The organism is Brevundimonas sp. PAMC22021 (assembly GCF_019443405.1).
In the GTDB taxonomy this organism is placed as follows: Bacteria; Pseudomonadota; Alphaproteobacteria; order Caulobacterales; family Caulobacteraceae; genus Brevundimonas.
Window position 1 is genome coordinate 519,340 of record NZ_CP080376.1, and the last position, 20,346, is coordinate 539,685.

Annotated in this window: 20 protein-coding genes; 11 read left to right on the plus strand and 9 right to left on the minus strand. The window is 69.9% G+C overall.

Annotated features, from left to right (window positions below; all coding sequences use genetic code 11):
• Window positions 1-17: 17 nt before the first annotated feature.
• Both KY493_RS02415 and fdhD read right to left on the minus strand, forming a co-directional pair.
• Window positions 18-587, minus strand: a complete 570-nt coding sequence (locus KY493_RS02415; protein ID WP_219897407.1) for a molybdenum cofactor guanylyltransferase — start codon at window positions 585-587, stop codon at window positions 18-20.
• On the minus strand, window positions 584-1,420 hold the full coding sequence (fdhD, locus tag KY493_RS02420) for a formate dehydrogenase accessory sulfurtransferase FdhD (RefSeq protein WP_219897408.1): 837 nt from the start codon (window positions 1,418-1,420) through the stop codon (window positions 584-586). The genes KY493_RS02415 and fdhD overlap by 4 nt, the downstream gene beginning before the upstream one ends.
• Window positions 1,421-1,533: 113 nt before the next feature.
• On the opposite strand from fdhD, the gene KY493_RS02425 reads away from it, so the two are divergent.
• On the plus strand, window positions 1,534-3,951 hold the full coding sequence (locus tag KY493_RS02425; RefSeq protein WP_219897409.1) for an FdhF/YdeP family oxidoreductase: 2,418 nt from the start codon (window positions 1,534-1,536) through the stop codon (window positions 3,949-3,951).
• 60 nt (window positions 3,952-4,011) lie between these two features.
• Here KY493_RS02425 and KY493_RS02430 read toward each other — a convergent pair whose 3' ends face one another.
• Window positions 4,012-5,112 carry a catalase family protein gene (locus KY493_RS02430; RefSeq protein ID WP_219897410.1) on the minus strand — a complete coding sequence of 367 codons (1,101 nt, stop codon included), beginning with the start codon at window positions 5,110-5,112 and terminating at the stop codon, window positions 4,012-4,014.
• 111 nt (window positions 5,113-5,223) lie between these two features.
• Here KY493_RS02430 and KY493_RS02435 point away from each other — a divergent pair, with 111 nt between their 5' ends.
• Together KY493_RS02435 and KY493_RS02440 are read left to right on the plus strand one after the other, a co-directional pair.
• Window positions 5,224-6,141: an XdhC family protein gene (locus KY493_RS02435; protein WP_219897411.1), complete on the plus strand. Its 918-nt coding sequence runs from the start codon at window positions 5,224-5,226 to the stop codon at window positions 6,139-6,141.
• Window positions 6,138-6,728, plus strand: coding sequence for an NTP transferase domain-containing protein (locus KY493_RS02440; RefSeq protein ID WP_219897412.1), 591 nt, complete (start codon window positions 6,138-6,140; stop codon window positions 6,726-6,728). The genes KY493_RS02435 and KY493_RS02440 overlap by 4 nt, the downstream gene beginning before the upstream one ends.
• Window positions 6,729-6,737: 9 nt before the next feature.
• On the opposite strand, the gene glp is transcribed toward KY493_RS02440, so the two are convergent.
• The 6 genes from glp to moaA are packed head-to-tail and all read right to left on the minus strand — an operon-like array spanning window position 6,738 to window position 10,744.
• Window positions 6,738-7,937: a gephyrin-like molybdotransferase Glp gene (gene glp, locus KY493_RS02445; RefSeq protein ID WP_219897413.1), complete on the minus strand. Its 1,200-nt coding sequence runs from the start codon at window positions 7,935-7,937 to the stop codon at window positions 6,738-6,740.
• Window positions 7,934-8,410, minus strand: coding sequence for a cyclic pyranopterin monophosphate synthase MoaC (gene moaC, locus KY493_RS02450; protein ID WP_219897414.1), 477 nt, complete (start codon window positions 8,408-8,410; stop codon window positions 7,934-7,936). The genes glp and moaC overlap by 4 nt, the downstream gene beginning before the upstream one ends.
• Window positions 8,410-8,976 carry a molybdenum cofactor biosynthesis protein B gene (gene moaB / locus KY493_RS02455; protein ID WP_219897415.1) on the minus strand — a complete coding sequence of 189 codons (567 nt, stop codon included), beginning with the start codon at window positions 8,974-8,976 and terminating at the stop codon, window positions 8,410-8,412. Before moaB ends, moaC begins: the two co-directional genes overlap by 1 nt.
• Window positions 8,973-9,437, minus strand: a complete 465-nt coding sequence (locus KY493_RS02460; RefSeq protein WP_219897416.1) for a molybdenum cofactor biosynthesis protein MoaE — start codon at window positions 9,435-9,437, stop codon at window positions 8,973-8,975. Before KY493_RS02460 ends, moaB begins: the two co-directional genes overlap by 4 nt.
• 4 nt (window positions 9,438-9,441) lie before the next feature.
• Window positions 9,442-9,696 (minus strand): MoaD/ThiS family protein, encoded by a 255-nt coding sequence (locus KY493_RS02465; RefSeq protein WP_219897417.1) that lies wholly within the window; start codon window positions 9,694-9,696, stop codon window positions 9,442-9,444.
• A 1-nt stretch (window position 9,697) separates the two neighbouring features.
• A complete protein-coding gene (moaA, locus tag KY493_RS02470) occupies window positions 9,698-10,744 on the minus strand; it encodes a GTP 3',8-cyclase MoaA (protein WP_255568106.1) in 1,047 nt (348 codons plus the stop codon).
• A gap of 142 nt (window positions 10,745-10,886) precedes the next feature.
• On the opposite strand from moaA, the gene modA reads away from it, so the two are divergent.
• The 8 genes from modA to KY493_RS02510 all read left to right on the plus strand — a co-directional run bounded on the left by modA (window position 10,887) and on the right by KY493_RS02510 (window position 20,320).
• Window positions 10,887-11,555 (plus strand): molybdate ABC transporter substrate-binding protein, encoded by a 669-nt coding sequence (gene modA, locus KY493_RS02475; protein ID WP_219897419.1) that lies wholly within the window; start codon window positions 10,887-10,889, stop codon window positions 11,553-11,555.
• Entirely contained in the window at window positions 11,552-11,899 is a 348-nt protein-coding gene (locus KY493_RS02480; RefSeq protein ID WP_219897420.1) for a winged helix-turn-helix domain-containing protein, read from the plus strand. Before modA ends, KY493_RS02480 begins: the two co-directional genes overlap by 4 nt.
• Before the next feature lie 2 nt (window positions 11,900-11,901).
• Window positions 11,902-12,600: a molybdate ABC transporter permease subunit gene (gene modB, locus KY493_RS02485; protein WP_219897421.1), complete on the plus strand. Its 699-nt coding sequence runs from the start codon at window positions 11,902-11,904 to the stop codon at window positions 12,598-12,600.
• Window positions 12,597-13,226 (plus strand): ATP-binding cassette domain-containing protein, encoded by a 630-nt coding sequence (locus tag KY493_RS02490; RefSeq protein ID WP_219897422.1) that lies wholly within the window; start codon window positions 12,597-12,599, stop codon window positions 13,224-13,226. The genes modB and KY493_RS02490 overlap by 4 nt, the downstream gene beginning before the upstream one ends.
• Before the next feature lie 173 nt (window positions 13,227-13,399).
• On the plus strand, window positions 13,400-14,650 hold the full coding sequence (locus tag KY493_RS02495; RefSeq protein WP_219897423.1) for an efflux RND transporter periplasmic adaptor subunit: 1,251 nt from the start codon (window positions 13,400-13,402) through the stop codon (window positions 14,648-14,650).
• Entirely contained in the window at window positions 14,647-18,018 is a 3,372-nt protein-coding gene (locus KY493_RS02500; RefSeq protein WP_219897424.1) for an efflux RND transporter permease subunit, read from the plus strand. Before KY493_RS02495 ends, KY493_RS02500 begins: the two co-directional genes overlap by 4 nt.
• Complete coding sequence (locus KY493_RS02505; protein ID WP_219897425.1) at window positions 18,015-19,415, plus strand: efflux transporter outer membrane subunit; 1,401 nt, start codon at window positions 18,015-18,017, stop codon at window positions 19,413-19,415. The genes KY493_RS02500 and KY493_RS02505 overlap by 4 nt, the downstream gene beginning before the upstream one ends.
• A gap of 53 nt (window positions 19,416-19,468) precedes the next feature.
• On the plus strand, window positions 19,469-20,320 hold the full coding sequence (locus KY493_RS02510) for an aldose 1-epimerase (protein WP_219897426.1): 852 nt from the start codon (window positions 19,469-19,471) through the stop codon (window positions 20,318-20,320).
• The last annotated feature ends 26 nt before the right edge of the window (window positions 20,321-20,346 follow it).

Sequence of the window (20,346 nt, forward strand, 5' to 3'; positions counted from 1 at the left end):
CGAGGGACCTGTGTGGATCAGCGGGCGTGCAGATCTTCGCGCCTGTTGACGTTCAGGCCGTCATGGCCGGTGACCGGAACCGCGTCCAGCATCTCCAACATCGTGCGGACGGGCGGATGGCGGCCCGCGTCGAGCACGGCGGCGACGATGTCGAGCGACCGGGACGCTGGCCAGATCGCCAGCAACGGCTCAAGGCCGCGCGGCGACAGGGCGACGGCGGCGCCCGCTCCGCTTCGCACCGCCTCGAGGAGGGCGTGCGTGTCGCGCGCGCTGATCCGGGGGCTGTCGCAGGGCGCGGTCATCAGCCAGGCCGCGCCCTGGGCCGACGCCCATTCCAGTCCGACGCGAAAGCCGGCGAGCGGCCCCTCCGGATCGTCCGGCCGGTCATGGAGACAGGGGAGGCCTCGCATGTCCGCCTGCGCCTGTGCGCCCGAACCCGGTCGGGCCGAGACGGCGGTCGCGGCGCAGACGGAGCCGAGGGCCGAGAGCGGCCCGTCCATCATCAGGCCGGAGCCGAGATCGAACACCGCCTTTTCCGAGCCGAAGCGGCTGGATCGGCCGCCCGCAAGCAGCAGTCCGACGATCACCAGGCGATCCTCTGGCCGCCCGTGAAAACCTCGAATCCGTCATGGCGAGCCACCGCCACCAGGGTCACGCCCGCCGCCTCGGCCGTGCGCACGGCAAGCGCCGTCGGGGCCGACACGGCGCACAGCACCGGCGCGCCTATGGCCGCCGTCTTCTGCACCATCTCGACCGAGACGCGGCTGGTCAGCAGCACGACGCCGCCGCGCGCCGCCTCCATGCGGGCAAGCGCGCCGGCCAGCTTGTCCAGGGCGTTATGCCGGCCGACATCCTCGCGCGCGGCGACGAGGCCCGACGTCGCCGTCCAGAAGCCGGCCGCATGGGCGGCGCGGGTGTCGCGGCCGAGCGCCTGCGCCTGCGACAGATCCTCCATGGCCGCGAGCAACTGATCGGGCGTCACTTTCAGGTCCCGCGTAACGCGCGGAGGCGGTCGGATCGCTTCGCCCAGGCTGTCGATGCCGCACAGACCGCATCCCGTCGGGCCGGCGATACGCCGCCGCCGTGCGGCCAGGCGTCCGGCGCAATCCGGCGTCAGCCAAAGACGCGCCTCGACCCCCAGGTCCGACTGCGCCACCTCGACCCCGCGCACCTGATCCAGGCTGTCGATGACGCCTTCGGTCAGGCTGAAGCCCAGCGCCAGATCCTCGATGTCGTGCGGCGTCGCCATCAGCACGGCGGTGGTCGAGGCGTCGTGCACGATGGCCACGGCGGTTTCCTCGGCCAGCCGTCGCTCGCCGTTCTCGAATCCGGCGGGGCTCCAGCGACGTCGGGGCGCGTTCCGGCTCCAGGCAAGCACCGGTGCGGCCTCGGCGTCTTCTTCGGCGGCGGCAAGCGTCATGGCGCCACTCTAGGCCGCGACATCCAACCGGACGAGGGCGAAGAAATCAGGCGACAGGCTTGCATCCTCGACCCGCCCAGCCTGTTCTATCCAGACCTTCGCAGGAGCCCCTGATGACCGCACCCAGCAAGAACCCGACCATCAAGCCGTACAAGGGCCCGTCCGGCGGCTATGGCTCGGCCAAGTCGGTCGCCGAAATCCTGATGCGCGAGCAGCTGCCGCTCAGCGGCTCGGAGACGACGCTGCACCAGAACAAGGCGGACGGCTTCATGTGCGTGTCCTGCGCCTGGGGCAAACCGGCCAAGCCGCACCCGCTGGAGGTCTGCGAGAACGGCATCAAGGCGACCGCGTGGGAGACGACCAAGCACCGCGCCGACGAGGCCTTCTTCGACAAGCACACCCTGTCGGAGCTGGAGAGCTGGCTCGACTACAACCTCGAAGAGGCGGGCCGGCTGACCCATCCGATGCGGTGGAATCCGGAGACCGACAAATACGAAAAGGTGTCGTGGGAAAGCGCCTTCGAGGAGATCGGGCGCGAACTGCGGGCGCTGGGCGGCGATCCGAACCAGACGGTCTTCTACGTCAGCGGCCGGGCGTCGCTGGAGACCAGCTACATGTGGCAGCTGATGGCGCGCATGTATGGGACCAACAACCTGCCCGACAGCTCCAACATGTGCCACGAATCTACCTCGGTGGCCTTGCCGGAGAGCATCGGCGTGTCGGTCGGCACCGTCACGCTTCAGGACTTCGAGCAAACCGACCTGATGCTCTACATCGCCCACAATCCGGGCACCTCGGCGCCGCGCATCCTGCACCAGCTGAAGGATGCGGTGGATCGCGGGGCCAGGATCATCGGCTTCAACCCCTTGCGCGAGCGCGGCCTGGAACGGTTCACCGATCCGCAGAGCCCCAAGCAGATGCTGACGCTGGGCGAGACCAAGATCGCCTCGCAGATCCACCAGGTGCGGGCCGGCGGCGACATCGCGGCCCTGACCGGCGTGTGCAAGGCGCTGATCGCCATGGACGACGCCGAGGCGGCCAAGGGCGAGGCGCACGCCACCGACCGCGGCGCTCTTCTGGAAGAGACCGAGGACGACAGCGGCTTCTCGATCAAGGCGGCGGCGGCGAACAAGCAGAACCGCAAGGTGCTGGATCACGACTTCATCGAGGAACACACGCACGGCTTCGAGGCCTTCGCCGACTATTGCCGCGCGGCGGACTGGAGCGAGATCGAGCGGGTGTCGGGGCTGACGCGGCAGGCGCTCGAAGGGGTTGCGCAAGACTACGCCAAGGCCGATCGCTGCATGGGCATCTACGGCATGGGCCTGACACAGCATGTGGCGGGCGTCCAAAACGTGCAGATGGTGATTAACCTGCTGCTGCTGCGCGGCAACATCGGCAAGGCGGGCACGGGCGTCTGCCCGGTGCGCGGCCACTCCAACGTGCAGGGCCAGCGCACGGTGGGCATCACCGAAAAGCCGGAACTGGCGCCGCTCGACGTACTGAAGGACATGTACGGCTTCGAACCCCCGCGCCATGAGGGAACCACCACGGTCACGGCCTGCGAGAAGATGATCTCGGGCGAGGTCAAGGCGTTCGTCGCGCTTGGCGGCAACTTCATACGCGCCGCGCCCGAGATGCGCGCGGTGGAGGAGGCCTGGAAGAAGCTGCGCCTGACGGTCTCCATCGCCACCAAGCTGAATCGCAGTCACGTGGTGCACGGGCAGGTGGCCTATGTGCTGCCGTGCCTGGGTCGGATCGAGATCGACGAGCAGGCCACGGGGCGTCAGGCCGTGTCGATGGAAAGCAGCCTGGCGCACTATCACGGCTCGCGCGGCCATGTGAAACCCGCCAGCCTCCATCTGCGCTCCGAACCCGCCATCGTGGCCGGCATCGCCAAGGCGACGCTTGAGCCGAACGCCCGCGTTCCCTGGGACGAGTGGGTCGGCGACTATGGCCTGGTGCGCCAGGCGATCGAGAAGACCTGGCCCGCCACCTTCCCGAACTTCAGCGAGAGGCTGTTCGATCCGGGCGGCGTGGCGCGACCGCTGGCGGCGCGCGAGCGCAAGTGGAACACCCGCACGGGCAAGGCCAACTTCATCGTGCCGACCCAGATGTTCGCCGGCGACGTCGACAGCTTCGGCAAGGCCGACGTGCTGCAGTTGATGACGCTGCGCTCAAACGACCAGTTCAACACCACCGTCTACGGCTACGACGACCGCTTTCGGGGCGTGAAGGGCACGCGCATGGTGGTGTTCATGAACGAGGTGGATATGGCCCGACTGGGCTTCGCCAAGGACGAATTCGTGGACCTGACCACCGCCATCGACGACGGCGTGACGCGGACGATCGAGGGCTTCCGCATCGTGCCCTACAACATCCCTGAGGGGTGCATCGGCGCCTATTTCCCGGAAGCCAATCCTCTGGTGCCGCTCGCCCACCACGACAAGAAGGCCCACACGCCGGCCTACAAGGCGGTGCCGGTTCGCCTCAGCCGCTCGGCCATGCAGAGCCGAACGGAAGCGGCCTGAACATGAAGAAAGCCGCCGGAGCGATCCGGCGGCTTTCCTGTCTGCCTGCCAAGTCGCGGATCAGCCGGGCAGGCCCTGCCAAGACCGGGGCTCGTGCATCGGGCAGCCGTTGGCGCGACCACGGAATTCGGCCGCGGCCTTGTAGTTGTCCTTGCGCACGCGATTGACGCGACCCAGCGGCCGGTGCGCCTCGACGCCGTGCCAGACGCTGAAGGAATAGCCGTCGTCCACCGTCTTGGAGCGGGCTTGCGACCAGCCGGGCTGCGGCTTGACGGTGATGCGGGCGACGGGAACGTAGGGGCTGTCGTCCTGTGACCACTCCTTGGAGGCGTCCTCGATCGGCATGTCCCGATCGGTGCGAAGCTGCACGCGGATGTCCCACTCGCCGCCATGGGCGGCGATATGCTCCATCACCAGCTCGCGATAGCCGTCGTCGCGGCCCTTGATGTCCACGGACTTGTCGTGAAGCGCGACCAGGGCCGGATCGACCGGCGCCACTGCGAACCTGGCCACATGGTCGCCGTAGCGGAAGGCGGCCTGGCTGTAGAAGGTGTCGCCCAACGGGTGGGTCATCGGGGCGCCGCCCAAACCCTTCAGGTTCGCACTCTCGCCGCCGAACGCCTCGAGCACCTGCTCCAGCGCGCGGTTCACCACCGAGGCCGCCTTTTTCACGCCCTCGACGCGATCGGTGGTCTTCTCCAGCATCTTCAGATTGGCCAGGAAGGCCTTTGCGCTGGGCACCTGGAAGTGATGGCCGTTAACCATCACGAAGTCCTGGGTCGTGTCGCCTTCCGACCCCTCAAGGCGTGCGCCCTCGACGCCGAACAGCTTCAGAGACAGACCGCGCGGCGCGGTGATCTCGTCGGGCAGGATGTCGCCGGGAATGGCCGAGATGCGCATGACGACGGGATAGGTCGCGCCGGGCTGGAAGATGCCTTGCGCATACATCGGCGCCAGATCGTCAAAGACCTTCACCTCGCCCTCGATGATGCCGTAGCTCTTGGCGTGGACGCTGCGTTCGGCATGACCGCTGTCGTCCAGCACCTTTTGCTGGATCTCGCGCATGGTCTCGATCAGTTCCTGATTGGTCTCGGCCTCGTCCTTTTCGATCTCCTCGTCGGCGGGATCGTAGGGCAGGGGCAGTTTGTGCGCGGTCAGCATTGTGAAATCCGTTGGTGGTGGCTGTAAGGGCAACGGTCGGAATGCAGGCGTGTTCCTTGCCGAGCTTCGGAGCGAGCCATCAAGGCGCCGTTTGAAGATGATTGGATCCACATGAGCGACTGGTATCCGGCGGGTCTGGAAGACGACATGCGCCCGCGCATGTTCGCGGCGGCGGATCGCGGCGAGGCCTTTGCCCTGGTCACCATAGTGGCGGCGGAGGGCGGCGGGCCTCGCGGCGTGGGCGCCCAGATGGTGGTCACCGCCGACGACATGGGCGGCTTTCTTTCGGGCGGCTGCATCGAGGCCGACGTGGCCCTGCATGCGCGCGAGACCCTGGCCAGCGGAGAGCCCCGTCGTCTGGTCTATGGCCGCGGCAGCCCGTTCGTGGATGCGCGACTGCCCTGCGGCGGCCGGCTGGAGCTTCTCGTCGAACGGCTGGCGCCCGACGACGGCGCCTTGACGGCGCTGCGCGAGGCGTGGGTTCAGCGGCGGGCGGGCGTCTATGTCTCGGACGGGCAGCGAAGGACCTTTGGCGATGAAGGCGAGGCCGGGCCGGACAGCTGCGGCAGGCCCTATGCGCCGCCCAAACGGCTGATCGTGTTCGGCAGCGACGCCTTCGCGCTCGCGATCGCGGCGGCCGGGATGGCGCAGGGTTGGGCGGTGGTGCTGTGCCGACCCAAGGGACCCGAGGCTCCACCGCCGCTCGATGTGACCTACAGCCGGGAGGAGCCGGAGGGGCTGCTGTCGCGCCTCAAGCCGGACGCCTGGACGGCCGTGGCCACGGCGACGCACGAGGGCGATCTGGATCACGCGGTGCTGAAGACGGCGCTGTTGTCCGACGCCGGCTATGTCGGCGTGCTGGGCGCCCGCCGGCGACTGCCCGAACGGCTGGAGCGGCTGCGCGCGGACGGCGTCGGCGATGCGGCGCTGATGGGCCTCAAGGCGCCCATCGGGCTCGCGATCGGCGCTCGGTCGCCTGCCGAAGTGGCTGCGTCGGTGACGGCCGAAATCATCGCCAGCCTGCGATGAGAACGGGCCGTCATGCGGTGGTTCTGGCGGCCGGGGCAGGGCGCCGGTTCGGCGGCGGCAAGCTGCTGGCCGACTGGCGAGGCGAACCGCTGGTGCTGGCGGCCGTGCGAAGCGCCCTCGCCGCAAGGGTGGATGAGGTCGTGCTGGTGGTCGGCGCCGATGCGGCGGCGGTGACGGCTGCGGCGGATACGGCAGGGGACCCCCGCCTGCGGATCGTGCCGGCGTCGGACTGGGCCCAGGGTTTGGGCGCCTCGCTGGCCGCAGGCGTGCGGAGCCTGCCGCCCGATGCGGAGAAGATGGTGGTCTTCCTCGGCGACATGCCGGCCATTCCGGAGGGGTTGGCGGACCAACTGCTGGACGCCCTGGACGGGCCGCATGTCGCCGCGCGAACGGTCTCGCCGCACGGCCCGGCGCACCCGGTCGCCTTTGCGCGAGACGTGTTCGACGCCTTGGGCGAACTGACGGAAGATCAGGGCGCGAAGTCGTTGCTGGCGGCGCTGGGGCCTCGCGTGGCCAGTGTATTCACCGATGACCCCGGCGTCGTCTTCGACGTGGATCGGCCGGAAGACCTGGCGCGCCTTCCGTGACGTTTGGGCCTACAGCGTTGGACCCAGCACCTCCACCACCTCGCCCGCTTGCGCCGCCGGGGCGTGCGGACGCCTGCGGATCAGGGCGTTGGCGGCGGCCATGACGGTGACCAGCGAGGAGTCCTGATCGGCGAAGGGGCGCACGATCCGGGCGCCGTCCGGTCCGGGGCTCGCCTCCGCGCGGACGTAATGGTCGCGCGGGCCGTTGGCGGACAGGCCGACGCCCAGCACGGCGGTCTCGAACCGGTTCTCGGCCCGGCCGCCCTGCAGCGCCGCCAGCAGAGGCGCGAGGAACAGCTCGGCCCCGACCAGGGCCGAGGCCGGATTGCCCGGCAGGCCCAGCACGGGGCGGCCGTCCGGCAGGCGCGCGAACCAGACCGGCTTGCCCGGCCGCATGGCGACGCCCTCGACCGCAAGCATGCCCCCGAGGCCCCGCACCGCCGGCTTGACCAGGTCGTGATCGCCGACCGAGGCGCCGCCCACCGTGACCAGCAGGTCGAAATGCGCCTCGGCGATCGTCCGGGCTATGGTCTCCACGTCGTCGCCGGCCGAGGGCAGCACCTGAGCGGCGCCCGCGTGTCGCGACACAAAGGCGCTCAGAGACGGCGCGCCGGAGTTGTAGATTTGGTGCGGGCCGGCCGACTGGCCCGGCTCGACCAGTTCGTCGCCGGTCGAGAGGATAGCTACGCGCGGCGCCGGCCCGCAGCGCAGGATCGCGCGCCCGGCCGAGGCCGCCAGGGCGATGCGCCAGGGGTTCAGGCGCAAGCCGGCCCGCAGCAGCACCTCGCCCTCGCGAAAGTCGCAGCCACGCGCGCGCACATGGCGGGAACCGTCGGCCGAGGCGCGCAGCACGACCCAGTCGCCTTGTCGATCCGCCTCTTCCTGGATCACCACCCGATCGGCGCCGGGCGGCAAGGCGGCGCCGGTCGAGATACGGGCAGCCTGGCCGGACGCGATCACGGCGTCCAGCCCATGTCCCGCCGCGCTTTCGCCCACGATGTCCAGCACCGCTCCAGACGCGACGTCGTCGCTCCGCACCGCCCAGCCGTCCATGGCCGAGGCGTCGAACGGCGGCTGATCCCGCGTAGCGGTCACGTCCTCGATCAGCCAGCGGCCGTCGGCCTGAGCCAGCGGCGTATCTTGGGGCGGAAGGGGCCGCACCGCATCCAGCATCAGGGCGAGAGCTGCCTCTACGGTCGGCAGCTTCACGCGCGCACCCAGTCGCCCGAGGCGCCGCCCGACTTGGCGAGCAGCCGCACCGCCTCGATGGACATGCCGCGATCCACCGCCTTCAGCATGTCGTAGAGCGTTAGCAGGGCGACGCTGGCGGCGGTCAGGGCCTCCATCTCTACCCCAGTCTGACCGGTGGTGCGCACGGTCGCCGTGACCGTCAGGCCGCTTTCGTTCTCGGACGGCTCGACCATCACCTTGACCGAACTCAGCATCAGCGGGTGGCACATGGGGATCAGGTCGGCGGTTCGCTTGGCGGCCATCACGCCGGCGATCTCGGCGGTGGCGCGCACGTCGCCCTTCTTGCCGCCGCCGGACAGGGCGAGCGCCAGCGTCTCGGGCTGCATGACCAGTCGCCCTTCGGCCCGCGCCTCACGCGTCGTGGTCGCCTTGTCGGAGACGTCCACCATCCGGGCTCGGCCGTCCGCGTCGATGTGGGTCAGTTCGCCCATCACCGCTCCTTCAGGCGCGGCATCAGCTCGACCATGTTGCAGGGGCGGTGGCGGCTGTCGAGCTGCCAGCGGATCACCTTGTCCCAGCCGTCGCGCACCGCACCGTTGGAGCCCGGCAAGCAGAAGACAAACACCCCGTCCATCAGGCCCGCCGTGGCGCGCGACTGCAGCGTCGACAGGCCCACCGTCTGGTAGCTGACGGTGTGGAAGATGACGGAGAAGCCGTCGATGCGCTTGTCGAACAGCGGCTCCAGCGCCTCGGGCGTCACGTCGCGCCCGGTCAGGCCGGTGCCGCCGGTGGTGATCACCGCATCGATCTCGCCAGAGGACGTCCAGGCGCGAACCTGGGCGCGGATGGCCTCGACATCGTCGGCGACGATGGCGCGGGCGGCGCAGGCGTGCCCCGCCTCGATCACCCGGTCAGCCAGGATCTGACCGGAGGTGTCGCTGTCCTGGTCGCGGGTGTCCGACACGGTCAGCACCGCGATGCGCACCGGCTTGATGGGCGCATCGATCAGCCGGCCGCCCGGCGAGGGCAGGGGGGCAGCGGCGAGCGTGTAGGTCATTCGGCGGTCTCCGTCTCGGCCCAGCGGGCGAGGTCTGCATAATCCTGCGGGCGGGCTTCGATCCAGCGTGCGCCGTCCGGGCCGTCTTCCCTTTTCCAGAAGGGCGCGCGGGTCTTGAACTGGTCCATCAGATAGTCGGCGGCCTCAAAGGCGGCGCGGCGATGTTCTGCGGCGACGGCCACGAAGATGATCGGCTCTCCGACCTCCAGCGCGCCCCAGCGGTGTACGGCCAGCACGTCCTGAATGTCGAAGCGGGCGCGCGCCTCCGCTTCGATCCCGGCCATTACCGCCTCGGTGAAGCCGGGGTAGGCGTCCAGCGTCAGGCGCGACACCGTGGCGCCGGCGGTCTGCATGCGCGTCAGGCCGGTGAAGCTGACCACGGCGCCGGCGTCCGTGCGGCCGGCGCAGAACTCGCTCAGCAGGTCGCCGGCCGAGATGGGCCGGTCGGCAAGGCGGATCATGCGCTCAGCCCCCGCTGACCGGCGGGCCGAACCCGACCTCGTCGTCGGGCGACAAAGGGGTGTCGTCGGCATGCTGTCCGCGTGGCGCAATGGCCCCGTTCATGATCACCATGGTGCTGGGATGCGCCAGGCGTTCGGCAAACGGAGGATATTCGGCTGCCAAGGCCTCGCGCAATCCGCCCAGCGTCTGGGCCGGCGCCTCGCGCGTGCGCCAGCCGGCCATGTCCTGAAAGGCGCCGAACAGCGTCACCCTGGCCATCTCAGCCTCCCGTCATCGACATGGGCCGAGCCACGGCGGGCGCGGCCCCGCGGCGGGAGATCTCGAAATCGTGCCCGCGCGGCTTGCGTCGGATCGCCTCGCGGATCGCGGCCTCCAGCACGGCGTCGTCGTCGCTGGACCTCAGCACCGAGCGCAGATCGGTCTGCTCTTCCTGGCCCAGGCACAGGAACAGGGTTCCCGTGCAGGTCACCCGCACCCGGTTGCAGGCCTCGCAGAAGGTGTGGCTGAGCGGGGTGATGAAGCCGAGCACGCCGCCGGTCTCCTCGACGCGGACATAGCGCGCCGGCCCGCCCGTGCGCCGCACCATCGGCGTCAGGGTCCAGCGTTGCTCGAGCTGGCTGCGGACCTGGGCCAGCGACAGGAACTGGTCGGTGCGGTCGGCCTCGATCTCTCCCAGCGGCATGGTTTCGATCAGCGTCATCTCCATGTCGCGGGCGTGGGCCCAGGCGATCATGTCGGCCAGCTGTTCGGCGTTGTCGTCCTTCAGCGCCACGGCGTTGATCTTGACCTGGAGCCCCGCCGCCTTGGCCGCCTCCAGCCCCTGCAGCACGCCGGCCAGGTCGCCGCCGCGCGTGATCCGGCGATAGGCGTCGGGATCGAGCGTATCGATCGACACATTGACCCGTCGCACGCCGTAGCGGGCCAGAGCCTCGGCATGGCGAGCCAGCTGCGTGCCGTTGGTGGTGAGGGTCAGCTCCTTCAGCCGCCCCTCGCGCAGATGCCGCGACAGGCCGGCGACCAGGTCCATGAAGCCCTTGCGCACCAGGGGCTCGCCGCCCGTGAGCCGCAGCCGCGTCGTGCCCAGGCCGATAAAGGTCGAGCACAGCCGATCCAGCTCCTCGATGGTCAAGAGCTCGGCGCGCGGCAGGAAGGTCTGCTTCTCCAGCATGCAATAGGTGCAGCGCAGGTCGCAGCGATCGGTCACCGACACCCGCAGATAGTCGATCACACGCCCGAAAGGGTCGATCAGAGCCTGGGCGCCCAGGCCGCGCGGGCGCGGCTTGTCAGAAGAGATCACCACCGTCATGCTGGATTGAACATAGCGATCCGTTTCGGGGAGCCCAGCCATTTCTTTCGTAACACAGAGACGCGCCCTGCTGGGCCTATTCGCCGCCGCCCTGCTGGTCGGCTGCACCCCCAGGGCGGAGACGCCGGCCGAGCCGCTGACCGTGTTCGCCGCCGCATCCCTGACGGACGCGCTGGAAAGCGTGGCCGCGAGCTACGAACGCGAGACCGGTCAATCGGTTCGCCTGTCCTTCGCCGGAAGCGGCGCCGTGGCGAGGCAGGTCCAGTCCGGCGCGCCCGCCGACGTGGTCATCCTGGCCGACGAACCTTGGATGGACAGGCTGGAGCAATCGGGTCGCGTGAGGCCCGGCACGCGCCGGGACCTGTTGAGCAACATCCTGGTGGTGGTCGCGGGCGACGATGCGCCGGACATCGCTGATCCCCTGGCGTGGGTGATGAACGGCGACCGCAAGCTGGTGATCGGCGATCCCGAAAGCGTGCCGGCCGGCGCCTACGCCCGCACCTGGCTGCAGGGCGTCGGCCGCTGGGAGACGCTTCAGCCGCACATCGTCACCGCCGCCGACGTCCGCGCGGCGCGGACGTTCGTGGAGCGGGGCGAGGCGGCTCTGGGCGTGGTCTATCGAAGCGACGCGATCGGCGCGCCGGGCGTTCGGGTGGTGTTGACGCCGCCGGCGGAGCAGCAGCCGCGCATCGTCTATCCCGCCGCCCTGGTGAAGGACGGCAAGCCGGGCGCCGACGCCTTCCTGGGCTATCTGCAAGGGCCGCAGGCTCGCGCGGTGTTCGACGCCGCGGGCTTTGGTCCGCCCCGGTGAGCGGCCAGCCGCTGGAGCTGTGGTTTCGCCTGCGCGGCGCGGACGGCGCGATCGGGCCGGGCAAGGTTCGACTGCTGCAGGCGGTGCGCGACGAAGGCTCCCTGTCCGCCGCCGCGCGAAAGGCGGGCGTCTCCTATCGCCGCGCGTGGCAGTTGCTGGACGAGGCGAGCCGCGCCGTCGGACAGCGGCTGATCGAAACCAGCCAAGGGGGCGTGGGCGGCGGCGGCGCGCGCCTGACCTCGTCGGGCGAGGCGGTGCTTCGCGAGTTCCAGCAGCTGGAGACGGTGCTGGAGGCGGCGGCCGAACCGGCGCTGCGGCGACTGGCGAACCTGGACGGCGACTGAAGGTGTTCGGTCCCCTGACTCCGTTCGAGGTCGAGGCCCTGTTGCTGTCGCTGCGGGTCGGCGCCGCCTCCCTGCTGGTCACCGCGCCGCTCGGCGTCGGGCTGGCATGGCTGCTGGCGCGCGGGCGCTTTCCGGGCCGGTGGCTGGTCGAGGCGCTGGTGAACCTGCCGCTGGTGCTGCCGCCGGTGGTGACGGGTCTGGTGCTGCTGCTGGTGTTCGGCGCACAGGGGCCGGCAGGCGCCTGGATGCGCGAGACCTTTGGCGTGACCCTGGCCTTTCACTGGACGGGCGCGGCGCTGGCCGCCGCCGTCATGGCCATCCCGCTGGTGGTGCGCCCGATCCGCCTGTCGTTCGAGGCCGTGGATCGAGGTCTGGAGCAGGCGGCGGCGACGCTGGGCGCCGCGCCCTGGCAGGTCTTCTTGCGCATCACCCTGCCGCTGGCCGCGCCGGGCATCGTGGCCGGAGCGTTCTTGGGCTTTGCGCGCGCGTTCGGAGAGTTCGGCGCCACCGTCACCTTCGCCGGCTCCATTCCGGGAGAAACCCAGACCCTGCCGGTCGCCATCTATGCGTCGCTGCAGCGCGCGGAAGGCGAGACGTCGGCGGTGCGCCTGGCGGTGATCTCGGTGGCGGTGGCCGTGGCCGCCATTCTCGCGGCGGAGGCGTGCAATCGTCGCCTGCACAGGGCGCGTCAGGCGGCATGAGCATCGACTGCCATGTCGTGGCCGAGCGGGGCGGCTTCCGCATCGACGCGACCTTCCAAACCGACCGCAAGGTGCTGGCGCTGGTCGGGCCGTCGGGCGGGGGAAAGACCACGCTGCTGCATGCCCTGGCCGGGCTGCTGGCCCCGCAACGGCTGCGCCTGAGGTTGGACAGCGCCGCGATCATAGACACGGACACCGGGCTGAACCCGCCGTCGCACCAGCGCCGGATCGGCTACGTCTTCCAGGACGGCCGGCTGTTTCCGCACATGACGGTGGGCGACAACATCGCCTTCGGCCGACGCTTCGCTCCTGATCCCGTCCCCGTCGCCCCCATCCTGGACATGCTGGACCTGAAGGGTTTCGAACGTCGCTGGCCAGCGTCGCTTTCCGGCGGGGAGATGCGCCGCGTCGCCATCGCCCGCGCCCTGTGCTCCGATCCACGACTGCTTCTTCTGGACGAACCGTTTTCGGGGCTGGACACGGGCCGTCGCGACGCCCTGATCCCCTATATCGCCAGGCTGAGGGACGCCGGCGGGACGCCCATCATTCTGGTGTCCCACGATCCGCGCGACATCGCCGCCATCGCGGAAGACGTGGTGCGCATGGACCGGGGCGGAATCGTCTAGCGACGCGGCCGCATCGACGCGGACGCCACGCCGGCCAGGCCTGTCACAATGCAGGCGTCGGCGACAGAAACCTCGCGTTCCGCCGAAACCGAAACGGCCTACGGAGGTTGTCAAGCTTCGGGCGGAATGACGGAGGGGCTGATGATCATCCTTGGCGCGATCCTGGCTCCGGCATGAGGCGCAGGACCTGGCGGCGGTGGGCGCTGATCGTCGGCGGGCTCCTTGTGCTGGCCGTCGCCGTTCTGTTGCTGGTCCGCCTGCGCGGCGGCGGCGAGGAGGCGCAGGGCGCGGAGCAGGGCGGACCGACGACCGTGGTGCTGGCCCGAGCCGGGGGCGATCCCCTGGCGCGGACGGTGGAGGCGGTAGCCAATGTCGAGGCGGCCGAGTCGGTGGTGATCACCGCCGAGGCCGCCGGGCGCATCGTTTCCGTGGGCTTTTCGGACGGTCAGCGGGTAAGCCGGGGACAGGTGCTGTTCCGCCTCGAATCCGACCAGGAAGCCGCCGACCTGAACGCCGCCCAGGCCGATGCGGCCGAACTGCGCGGGCGGCTGGCGCGACTGCAGCGGCTGGTCGACGAGGGCGCGGTGGCGCGCGGGCAGGTCGACGACCTGCGTCGTCAGGTCCAGGCGGCGGACCAGCGCGCGGCCTCCTTGCGGACCCTGCTGAACGACACGGTGGTGCGGGCGCCGTTCTCGGGCGCGGTGGGCCTGCGCGAAGTCAGCCCCGGCGCCCTGGTGCAGCCGGGCGACGAACTGGTGTCGCTGGACGACACGCGCGCGGTCAAGCTGCGCTTCACCCTGCCTGAGCGGCAGATCTCGCAGGTTCGGGTGGGCGCGGCGATCGAGGCGCGCAATCCGGCCTATCCCGACCGCGTGTTTCGCGGCGAGGTGACCGGCTTCGACAGCCGGTTGGGCGCGTCGCAGCGCACGCTGGAGGTGCAGGCGCGGTTGCCCAACGATGAAGGCCTGTGGCGGGCCGGCATGCTCGCCGACGTGCGCATCACCACGGAGACGGTGGAGCAGCCCGTGACCGTGCCGCCGCTGGCGGTGCAGGTGCGCGGCGACGTGCAGTTCGTCTATCGCGCCGTGCAGGGCTGCGCCGAGCGGGTGGAGGTGCAGGTCGGCCAGCGCGAGGCCGACCGGCTCGAGATCCTGCAAGGGCTGAAGCCCGGCGACGCCGTGGTGGTGGAAGGCTTCCAGGAACTGGCCACGGGCCAGCCCATCGTCGAGCGCGGACAGCAGCCGGGCGGCGGCCAAGAGCAGCAGGGCGAAGGCGCGGACCAGAAAAAGAAGGGCGAAGGCGCGGACCAGAAAAAGAAGGGCGACGGCGATGAAAAGCGTCGCCAGCAGGAGCAGAACCGGCAGGCCGAAGAACGCTGCCAGCGAGCCGTCGGAGCGGGCGGGTCGCAGCAGGCGGGTCGATGAGCGACAAGCGCAGCCCGTTCGACCTGTCGGTGGAGCGGCCGATCCTCGCCGCGGCGATGAACCTTCTTCTGGTCGCCCTGGGCCTGTTCGCCATCTTCGCCCTGCCGATCCGGGAGTATCCCAGCATCGACCCGCCCACGGTGTCGGTGCGCACCCAATACATCGGCGCGGCCTCCGAAGTGGTCGAGCGCGAGATCACCCAAGTCATCGAGGACAACCTGTCCGGCATCGAGGGCGTGCGTCAGATCCAGTCGCAGAGCCGCAATGAGTCCTCCTCGATCAACATCGACTTCGTGGCCGGCACCGACATCGACGCCGCCGCCGCCGATATCCGCGACAAGGTCTCGGCGGTGCGCAACGACCTGCCGGACGACGTGGAAGAGCCGATCATCGAAAAGGCCAACGCCGACGACCAGCCGACGATCTGGATCACCCTGCGCTCCAGCGAGCTGAAGCCGCCGGAGCTGACGGACATCGCCGACCGGCTGATCACCGACCGCATCGGGGTGGTGCCGGGCGTGGCCCGCGTCCAGATCGGGGGCGAGAAGACCTACGCCATGCGCATCTGGCTGGATCGGGCGGCCATGGCGGCGCGCGACGTAACGGCCACCGACGTGATCCAGCGGCTGGAGGCCGAAAACATCGCCACGCCCGCCGGCCGCATCGAGACGGGCCAGCAGGACATCTCCATCCGCGCCGAGACCCGCTTCGCCGACGCCGACGAGTTTCGCCAGCTGGTCCTGAGGGATGACGGCGGCGACCGCGTCACCCTCGGCGACATCGCGACCGTGGAGGTCGGCGTCGAGGAGTACCGCACGGGCCTTCGCTCCAACGGGGCCGAAGCCGTGGCCCTGGGCGTGGTGCGCCAGTCGAACGCCAACACCCTGGAGGTCGCCGCCGGCGTGCGCGAGGAGCTGGACGCCGTGCGCGAGGCGATTCCGCGCAGCGTGCAGATGACCATCGACTACGACGAAAGCGTCTTCATCTCGGCGACGCTCCGCAACGTGGCGACCACCCTGGCCCAGGTGATCGCGGTGGTGGTGGTGGTGATCTGGCTGTTCCTGGGGTCGTGGAAGGCCACCATCATTCCGGCCCTGACAATCCCGGCCTCGGTCATCCCCGCCTTCCTGATCGCCTGGACGTTGGGCTATTCGATCAACGTCCTGACGATCCTGGCCATCATCCTGGCGATCAGCCTGACCACCGACGACGCGGTGGTGATCGTCGAGAATGTGCGGCGGCGTCAGCAGCAGGGCGAGCCGATGCCGATCGCCGCGCTGCGCGCCACGCGCCAGGTGGGCTTCGCCACCTTCGCCAGCGCCGCGGTGCTGGTCGCCGTGATCCTGCCGCTGGGACTGATCTCGGGCAATGTGGGGCGGCTGTTCCGCGAGTTCGCGGTGGTGCTGGCCGCCATTGTGGCCTTTTCGACCACCGCCGCCCTGACGCTGGCGCCAATGCTGTCATCCAAGCTGTTCGCGAAGGAAGAAAAGCCCGGCCGCATCGCCCGCTGGACCGGAAAGGGGCTGAAGAAGACCTCGGACGGTTATGGCCGCGTCCTGGAGCGCGCGATCAAGCGACCGGTGGTTCCGCTGATCGCCACCGCCGTGCTGATCGGCGTCGGCGTGACCGCATTCATGACCATCTCACGCGAAGTGGCGCCCAACGAGGACCGCGCGGCGCTGCGGATCCAGGTGGAGGCGCCGGAGGGCGCAAGCTTCGAATACACCGCCGCCAAGGTCGCCGAGATCGAGCGCATCATCCAGGCCAAATACATGGCGCGGCCGGCAGGCGCCGAAGGCGAGGACGAGGAAAAGAACAAGGAAGAGGCGCGCAAGAGGCCCGTCGCCTCGGTGCTGGCCATCATCACGCCCGGCTATGGCGGCTCGGTCGAGACCAACATCGCCAATCTGATCCTGCGCCTGTCCGACTGGGGCGAGCGCGACCTGAGCCAGGAGGATTTCGAGCAGCAGCTGCAGGGCGATCTGCGCCGGATCACGGGGGTGCGCGCCTTCGCCACCTCGCCGCCGACGCTGGGCCAGCAGAGGCGCGGGCCGCAGCTGCAGTTCGTGCTCAGCGGGCTGGAGCGCGAGGAGGTGCGCGGTTGGGCCGAGACCCTGCTCGGCCGCGCCGAAAGCGTGCCGGGGTTGCAGAACCCCGACCTCGACTACAAGGACACGCGGCCCGAGCTGGCGGTGACCATCGACCGGGGCCGGGCCGCGGCGCTGGGCGTCGATTCCGCCTCCATCGGCGACGCCCTGCAGGTGATGTTCGGCTCGCTTCAGGTCACCCGCTATATCGAGCGGGGCGAAGAATACGAGGTGGTGGTCCAGGCCCAACGATCGGACCGCGACCTGCCGTCCGATCTGGAGAACACCTACGTCAGGTCCACCACCGCCGGCGGCGCCATGTCATCGGCCGGGTCTTCCGCTGGTTCGGCCGGCGCCCAAGGCGCGGACTCCAGCGGCGTCTCCGGCGTGGCGGCGCAGCCTTTGGCGGGAGTGGCGGGCGCGAACGACCCAAGTGGCGTGGGCCGGCTCGTGCCGCTGTCCGCCGTGGTGACCCTGCAGGAACGCGGCGCGGTACGGGAGCTGAACCGCCTCGACCGTCAGACGTCCATTTCGCTTGAGAGCAACCTGGGACCGGGCGCATCGTTGGGCGACGCCGTGTCGCAGCTGGAGACCATCGCGGAAGAGGAGCTGCCGGCCGAGGCCCAGATCGGCTACATCGGCGAGGCGCTGGATTTTCAGGAGACGGGCGCCTCCATCTATCTGATCCTCGGCCTGGTGCTGGTGCTGGTCTATCTGATCCTGGCCGGTCAGTTCGAAAGCTTCGTGCACCCGCTGATCATCCTGCTGTCGGCGCCCACGGCGCTGGCCGGCGGCGTGCTGACCATGTGGGCGTTCGGGCTGACGCTGAACATCTACACCCAGATCGCCCTGATCCTGCTGGTGGGACTGGTCGCCAAGAACGCCATCCTGCTGGTCGAGTTCGCCAACCAGCTGCGCACCGAGGGCAAGAGCGTGCGGGAGGCCGCGACCGGCGCGGCGGCGTTGCGGCTGCGGCCGATCCTGATGACCAGCGTGGCGACGATCCTTGGGGCTGTTCCGCTTGTGCTGGAAAGCGGCGCGGGCGCCGAGGCGCGCCAGATGCTGGGCGTGGTCACCTCCGGCGGCCTGCTGGTCGGCACACTGCTGACGCTGTTTCTGGTGCCTGTCGCCTATGTGCTGCTGGGTCGGTTCACGCCGGATCCCGAGGCCGTGCGACGCGAGCTGGAGCAGCAGGAGGCGGATACGCCGGAGGCCGACGGCGAAGGCGAGGGCGGCGGCGATGACAAGGGCGGCGGAGAGGCGAAGGAACAGCCGTCATGATCAGGCCGCTTCATCTTCTGGTCTGCGGCGCGGTGCTCGCCGGTTGCGCGCAGGTTCCCACGCCCTCGCCCGTCAAACCCGGCGTACCCGTCGCCTATGCGCCGATCGCGGAGCCGGGCAACGGGCCGCGAGCGACCGAGATCGCCTGGCGCGACTTCTTCGGCGACCCGCGCCTGCTCGGCCTGATCGAACAGGCGCTGGAGAACAATCGCGATCTTCGCGCCGCCGTCGCTCGCATCGACGAGGCGGCGGCCCTGCGCCGCATCGCCCGCGCCGATCGCGTGCCGACCATCGACGCCAACGCCTCAGCCTCCTTCGGCAATGGCCAGGGCGCGCAGGGCGGCTCTGGCCAGTCGGGACAGTCCGGCGGCGGCGAGCAGTATCGCGTGGGTCTGGGCCTCAGCGCCTTCGAACTCGATTTCTGGGGGCGGGTCCGCAACCTGGAAGTCGCCGCCCTGGCCGAATACCTCGCCACGGTCGAAGCCCAGCGCGCCTTTCAGCTGAGCCTCGTGGCCGATCTGGCCGACGCCTACCTGACGGGGCGCGAGCTGGAAGAGCGCCGGAGGCTCGCGCTGGACGCCATCGCCAGCCGTGAACGCTCCCTGTATCTCGCGCGACGCCTGTTTGAAGAGGGCGAGGGTTCGGACCTGGAGGTGCAGCAGGAGATCGCGCTCCTGACCGACGCCCAGTCGCAGCTCGCCGACATCGACAACCAGTCGGCCGCGGCGGCGAACCTGCTGCAGCTGCTGGTCGGCGCGCCGCCATCACCCGACTTGCCGGGGGGCTTGCCATTGGACGATCAGCGCATTGTCGAAACGGTTTCGGCCGGACTGCCCTCCGAACTTCTTTTGGCGAGGCCGGACATCCTGGAGGCCGAGCAGACCTTGCGCGCGAGCGAGGCCAATGTCGCCGCCGCACGCGCGGCGCTGTTTCCCACCATCAGCCTGACGGCCGCCCTTGGTTTCGCCAGTCCGGAGTTGAGCCGGCTGTTCTCGTCGGAGTCGGACTACTGGTCGGTCTCCTCCAGTCTGACGCAGCCCCTGTTCGACGCAGGTCGTCGCCGCGCACAGATCGCGGCGGAGGACGCCGGGCGACGCGTGGCGCTGGCGGAGTACGAGCGAACCGTGCAAACGGCCTTCCGCGAGGTCTCGGACGCTCTTGCGGCGAGGCGCTTCCTGGCCGAGCAGCGCCGTGCGCTCGCGGCCAGCCGGGCCGCCCAGGGGCGGCGGCTGGAGCTGGCGCAGCTGAGGTTCGATGTCGGCGAAGTCGCCGCGGTGGATGTGCTGGAGGCCCGCCGAGAACTGTTCAGCGCCGATCAGGCCATCGCCACTCTGAGGGCGGAGGAGCTCCGAAACGCCGTGGCTCTCTATATCGCGCTGGGCGGCGGGCTGCGCTAGGGAGCGGCGCGCTTCGCGTTGAGGCCTGTCGGATCCAAGCCTATACTGACGCCATGATCCATCTTCGATCCGGACAGTGGCGCGCGGGCGTGCGGCCCGAGCTTGGCGGCGCGATCACCGGTCTGACCCGGCATGATCGCCCCATTCTGCGACCGACGGCGGAGGGCGCAACCGACCCGCTGCTGACCGCGTGCTTTCCGCTGGTTCCGTTCGCCAACCGCATCGCCGGGGGCGAGTTCGAGTTCGAGGGACGCCGCGTCTCCTTGCCCGTCCTGGACGCCTTTGCGCCCAACGCCTTGCACGGCCAAGGCTGGCTGAGCGCATGGTCGATCGAGGATCAGAGCGAAGACGCGATCACCCTGGTGCTTGACCACGAAGCGGACGCCTGGCCGTGGCGCTATCAGGCGGTGCAGACCATCGCCCTGTCCGAGCGGGGTTTGCGGATCGACCTGTCCGTCTGCAATCGGGATGAGGCGTCGATGCCGGCGGGGCTGGGGCTTCATCCGTATTTCCCGAAGGGCGAGCAGACGCGTCTGCGGCTGAACACCGATGCGGTTTGGCTGCTGGACGACAAGGACATTCCGGCGCGGGTGGGACCGCCCTCGGCCGTGTTCGACTGGTCGGCCAATCCGAGGATGGAAGACGCGCCGGCTGTGGATCACTGCTACGGCGGGTGGAACGGCGAGGCGGAGCTGTCGAGCGACGAAGGGGTGATCCGGCTGGACGCCTCGCCCAATGCGCGATGGGTGCAGGTCTATGCGCCGCAGGGGGGGCCGTTCTGCTGCGTCGAGCCGGTGACGCACCGGCCGGATGCGGTGCACGCCCGTCGCAGCAGCGACAGCGGCCTGGTCGTTCTGGAACCCGGTCGGACCCTGTCGATGTGGATGGAGATCGGCGTCGACTGAGGCCCAAGAAAAAGGCCGCCGCGACG